At 67.2% G+C, this 5335-nt stretch carries 6 protein-coding genes; 5 read left to right on the top strand and 1 reads right to left on the bottom strand.

The features are described 5' to 3' along the window. The 4 genes from AB7U46_RS17395 to AB7U46_RS17410 all read left to right on the top strand — a co-directional run. A partial coding sequence (locus AB7U46_RS17395; RefSeq protein WP_428338249.1) for a L,D-transpeptidase family protein occupies positions 1–566 on the top strand: 566 nt, incomplete at its 5' end. A gap of 45 nt (positions 567–611) precedes the next feature. Then, positions 612–1712 (top strand): UDP-3-O-(3-hydroxymyristoyl)glucosamine N-acyltransferase, encoded by a 1101-nt coding sequence (locus tag AB7U46_RS17400; protein WP_428338250.1) that lies wholly within the window; start codon positions 612–614, stop codon positions 1710–1712. Between the two features lie 8 nt (positions 1713–1720). Continuing rightward, positions 1721–2002 carry an acyl carrier protein gene (locus tag AB7U46_RS17405; protein ID WP_428338251.1) on the top strand — a complete coding sequence of 94 codons (282 nt, stop codon included), beginning with the start codon at positions 1721–1723 and terminating at the stop codon, positions 2000–2002. 3 nt (positions 2003–2005) lie between these two features. Beyond that, a complete protein-coding gene (locus AB7U46_RS17410; protein WP_428338252.1) occupies positions 2006–3214 on the top strand; it encodes a beta-ketoacyl-[acyl-carrier-protein] synthase family protein in 1209 nt (402 codons plus the stop codon). A gap of 72 nt (positions 3215–3286) precedes the next feature. Here the strand turns inward: AB7U46_RS17410 and AB7U46_RS17415 are convergent, their stop codons facing one another. Beyond that, entirely contained in the window at positions 3287–3970 is a 684-nt protein-coding gene (locus AB7U46_RS17415; protein WP_428338253.1) for an invasion associated locus B family protein, read from the bottom strand. Between the two features lie 491 nt (positions 3971–4461). On the opposite strand from AB7U46_RS17415, the gene AB7U46_RS17420 reads away from it, so the two are divergent. Next, positions 4462–5335 (top strand): helicase HerA-like domain-containing protein (locus AB7U46_RS17420; protein WP_428338254.1); only part of this gene is annotated, 874 nt, incomplete at its 3' end.

Here is a 5335-nt window from a genome sequence, read left to right on the forward strand (position 1 = left end):
CGGTGCCGCGCTCGAACACCTTCAAGGAATACCTGCCGATGATGCAGCGCAACCCGAACGCGGCGGCGCATATCAACCTCGTCGACAGCCGCGGCCGCACCGTGCCGCGCTCGGCGGTGAATTTCGCGGCCTACAATTCGAAGAACTTCCCCTTCGCGATGAAGCAGCCGCCGTCGAACGGCAATGCGCTTGGCCTGGTGAAATTCCTGTTCCCGAACCCCTACAACATCTATCTGCACGACACGCCCTCGAAGTCGCTGTTCCAGAAGGACGTGCGCGCCTTCAGCCACGGCTGCATCCGCGTGGGCCGCCCCTTCGATCTGGCCTATGCGCTGCTGGCGCCGCAGACGGACGACCCCGAGGGCTATTTCCAGAAGGTGCTGCGCAGCGGGCGGGAGACGACGGTGAAGCTCGAGACCCCGGTGCCGGTGCATCTGGTCTATTTCACCGCCTGGCCCGATGCGCGCGGCCGGATCGAATATCGCAAGGATGTCTACGGGCGGGATGCCGCGCTCTTTGCCGCGCTGGAAAAGGCGGGGGTGGAATTGCCGGTGCTCTCGAATTAAGTCGTTGGGGCGCCCCCTGCGGGCGCGGCGACCGGAGGAGCGGGCATGGGCCAGACCGTCGAAACCATTGCGAAGGCGCTTGGCGCGCGCGCCGAGGGCGAACTCAGCCTGCCGATCGAGGGCGCGGCGGAGCCGCAGGCCGCGGGGCCGCACCAGCTCGCCCTCGCCATGAGCGCGAAATACGAGGCCGGGATTGCGGCGGGACAGGCGCAGGCGGCGCTGCTCGCCGAGGGGGCGGACTGGCGCGCGCTCGGGCTGAAGGCGGCGATCTTCGTCGAACGGCCGCGGCTGGCGATGGCGGGGCTCTCGAAGGCCTTCGACCCGGGCCCCGAGATCGCGCCCGGCATTCATCCCACCGCGGTGATCGACCCCACGGCCGAGATCGGCGAAGGCGCGGCGATCGGCCCCTTCGTGGTGATCGGGCGCGGTGTGGTGATCGGCCCGGGCGCCCGGATCGCGGCGCAGGTGGTGATTTCCGAGCATGTGAAGATCGGCGCGCAAGCCCTTGTCTTGCAAGGCGTAAAGATCGGTGCGCGCGTCACGATCGGGGATCGTTTCATCTGCCAGCCCGGGGCGGTGATCGGCTCGGACGGCTTCTCCTTCGTCACCCCCGAGAAATCCGGCGTCGAGGAAATCCGCGAGACGCTCGGCCAGCGCGCCGAGATCCGCGAACAGCACTGGACCCGGATCCACTCCCTCGGCACGGTCGAGATCGGCGACGATGTCGAGATCGGCGCGAATACCGCGATCGACCGCGGCACGGTGCGCGCCACCACGATCGGGCGCGGAACGAAACTCGACAACCTCGTGCATGTCGGCCACAACGTCCAGGTCGGCGAGGATTGCCTGCTTTGCGGTCAGGTCGGCATCGCCGGGTCGAGCCGGATCGGCAATCGCGTCGTGCTTGCGGGCCAATGCGGCGTCAGCGACAATATCTTCGTCGGTGACGACGTGATCGCGGGCGGGGCGACGAAGATCTTCTCCAACGCGCCGGCGGGGCGCGTGCTGCTCGGTTCTCCGGCGATCAAGATGGAAACCCATGTCGAGGCCTGGAAAAACATCCGCCGCCTGACGAGATTGTTTGCGCAAGTGGCCGAGCTTCGCGAAACTGTTGCAAAGCTGACGGAAAAGGGGGGCGCGAAGTAACGGCAGAGATGAGGCCCGACGTGCAGAATGAGATCATTTCCATCATCGCTCGCGAGGCGGTGCTCGAACCCGCAGAGGTGCGCCCCGAAATGACGCTCGATGAACTGGGGCTCGACAGCCTCGGCCTCGTCGAGATGATCTTCGCGATCGAGGAGACCTTCGGCGTGACCGTGCCCTTCAACGCGAACGAACCGACGCAGACCGATTTCGACATTTCCTCGGTCGGCGCGATCGTGCGCGCGGTCGAGCGGCTGATCTCCGGCGGCGGGCCCTCGACGGCGGTCGCCTGACCGATGCGGCGCGTCGTCATCACCGGGGCCGGAACGGTCAACGCGCTCGCCTCCGATTTTCCCGGCACGCTGGCGGCCCTGGCCTCGGGGCGCACGGCGATCGGGCCGCTCGAATTTCCCGATGTCGAGCGGCTGAGCGTGCGGATCGGCGCGCAGGTGAAGGGCTTCGACCCGGAGGCGCTTTTCGATCGCACGAAACTCTCGCTTTACGACCGGTTCACGCAATTCGCCCTTGTCGCCGCGCGCGAGGCGATGGCACAGGCGGGGCTGGCGCAGGTGCCGGGCGATCCGATGCGCTGGGGCGCGGTGATCGGCACCGCGGGCGGCGGCAATCAGACGGTGAACGACGCCTTTCGCGCGGTCTTTGCCGAGGGCAAGAACCGTGTCCATCCCTTCACCGTGCCGCGGCTGATGAACAATGCCGCCGCCTCGCATCTGACGATGGATTGGGGGCTGATGGGGCCGGCCTTTTCGGTGGCGACGGCCTGTGCGAGTTCGAACCACGCGATCGGCCTCGCCTTCCAGATGATCCGTTCGGGCATGGCCGATGGCATGCTCGCGGGCGGGGCGGAATCGATGCTGAACTTCGGCGGGCTGAAGGCCTGGGAGGGGCTGCGGGTGATGTCGCCCGACGGCTGCCGCCCGTTCAGCCTGGGCCGCAACGGCATGGTGCAGGGCGAGGGCGCCGGCGTCTATGTGCTGGAATCGCTTGAAGGTGCGCAGGCGCGCGGCGCCGAAATCCTGGCCGAGATCAAGGGCTTCTGCATGACCTCGGATGCCGGCGACATCGTCATGCCCTCGGTCGAGGGCGCGGCGCGGGCGATGCGCGGCGCGCTCGCCGACGCGGGCGTCGATGCGGAGGCGATCGGCTATATCAACGCGCATGGCACCGGCACGGCGGCGAACGACCGCACCGAGGCGGCGGCGATCCATGCCGTTTTTGGCGCGCGTGCGGCCTCCGTTCCGGTCAGCTCGACGAAGGCGATGCACGGCCATTGCATCGGCGCGACCGGGGCGATCGAGCTTGCCGCCTGCCTGCTGGCGCTGCGCGAGGGCGTGATCGCGCCGACGGTGAATTTCACCGCGCCCGATCCCGATTGCGCGCTCGATGTGGTGCCGAACGCGGCGCGCGAGGCGCGGGTCGACACCGTGATCTCGAACGCCTTCGCCTTTGGCGGGCTCAACGCGGTGCTCGTTCTGGGCCGGATCTGAAAACGCCGCCCCTTGGGGCGGCGCTTTTTCTTTCAATGCCTTGCGCGGCGATCTTCACGTGATGCGTGAAGATCAGTTCTGCGCCGGCGCCTTCGACCCGGTCTTGCCGAGTTCCGCGAAGGCGGCGGTGAAGCCTTTGAGCGACATCTTCACCTCGACCTTCTGGTTCGGCGCGCTCAGCGGCACCACGGCGACGGTGGCGGAATTGCCCTTCTTCAGCGAGTCGAGCTCGGCCGCGGTCATGCCGTAGCGCACGAAGCAGCCCGGAGGGGCGCAGAACATGAACGGATAGGCCTTGGCCTCGGCGGTGTCGATCTTGATCGCGACGCCGGGCGGCAGCATCGTGTCGAGCGGCGTCATGATCGTGGCACCGGCGACGGCCTGGCCGCCGTCGGGCAGCGAGACGATCGAGATGTCGGCGATATTGTTGCCGTTCGCATCCTTGAGCAGCTGGTAGACTTCGCAGGGATCGTTGCCGTCCTCGGTGCGGAAGCAGCGCAGCGTCCAGTCGCCCTCGGTCTTCAGGACATAGGGGGTGCCGGGGCCTTCCGGCGCGGCCTGGGTGGGCGCGGCCGGGGCGGCGGCGGCGGGCGCGGTCGCATCGGCCGGCGCGGCGGGGGTGGCAGTGGCATCGGCCGCAGGTGCGGCGGTATCGGCTGCGGGCGCCGGGGTGGCGGCGTCCTGCGCAAAGGCGGCGGGGGCGGCGGTCAGCCCCAGGGCCAGCGCGATTGCGAGGGTCTTCGTCAGCTCTGTCATCTTTCTTTCCATCCTGTACGGGGACTGCGCTCCCTTACCACGCCGCCCCGGCGCTGTCATCGGCCAAGAGCCGCGCCGGCGGGGCGTCCCGGTTCGCAGCGCACCACAGTTTCGTGAGGCGCGGGGGGCGCGGCGGATTGGGGGCAGGGAGGCGGCGCCGGGGGAAATCCATCAAATTGAAAGAAGGGTTCCGTCGCCGGAACCCTTCCCGTCTTCCCCCTGTCGGACCTAGCCGACTATGTCATTGCCGCGAACGCTATTTCGGATTTCCTCGCAGGTCAACAGGCAATTATCCACATGCCAAGTACATGTTTTAAGGCAGAAAAAAGCCGCGCCAAAGGGCGCGGCCAGTCTGACAGGGAGGAAGTATCCCGCCGCGCAACGGCTTGAACGGGATGAATGAAGACTGGCATGGAATGGTTAATTAAGTATTGTGGCGGCGAGCGAAATTGCCCGGGAGACCGGGGCGTTACAGACGAGGCGCGGGTGCGATGACGGGTGTTCTGACCGAGGCGGGGATCTTCGTGGGCGGCGGCGGCGAGGGCTATGCCACGCCGCAGCAGATGCTGCTGAAATACGGCAACCGCCACGGGCTGATCGCGGGGGCGACGGGCACCGGCAAGACGGTCACGCTGCAGGTTCTGGCCGAGGCCTTTTCCACCGCGGGCGTGCCGGTCTTCATGGCCGATGTGAAGGGCGATCTGAGCGGCATCGCGATGGCGGGTTCGGAGGCCGGCAAGCTGCACGAACCCTTCCTGAAACGCGCGCAGACGATCGGATACGATCTGAGCTATCGCGATTTTTCGGTCACCTTCTGGGACATGTTCGGCGAGCAGGGGCACCCGGTGCGCACGACGATTTCCGAAATGGGGCCGCTTCTGCTCGCGCGGCTGCTCGAGCTGACCGATGCGCAGGAGGGGGTGCTCAACATCGCCTTCCACCTCGCCGACAGCGAGGGGCTGGCGCTGCTCGATCTCAACGATCTGCGCGCGATGCTGACCCATGTCGGCGAGCGGGCGGATGAACTTGCGCTGCGCTACGGCAATATCGCGCCGCAATCGGTGGGGGCGATCCAGCGCCAGCTGCTGGTGCTCGAAAACCAGGGCGCGACGAAATTCTTCGGCGAGCCGGCGCTCGATCTTGCCGACATGATGACGCTGGCGCCCGACGGGCGCGGCCGGGTCAATGTGCTCGCCGCCGACAAGCTGATGTCAAGCCCCCGGCTTTACGCGACTTTTCTGCTCTGGCTGCTCTCCGAGCTTTTCGAGGAACTCCCCGAGGTGGGCGACCCCGACAAGCCGAAATTCGTCTTCTTCTTCGACGAGGCGCATCTGCTTTTCGACGACGCGCCGAAGGCATTGGTCG

The organism is Paenirhodobacter sp., assembly GCF_050177655.1.
GTDB lineage: Bacteria > Pseudomonadota > Alphaproteobacteria > Rhodobacterales > Rhodobacteraceae > Rhodobacter.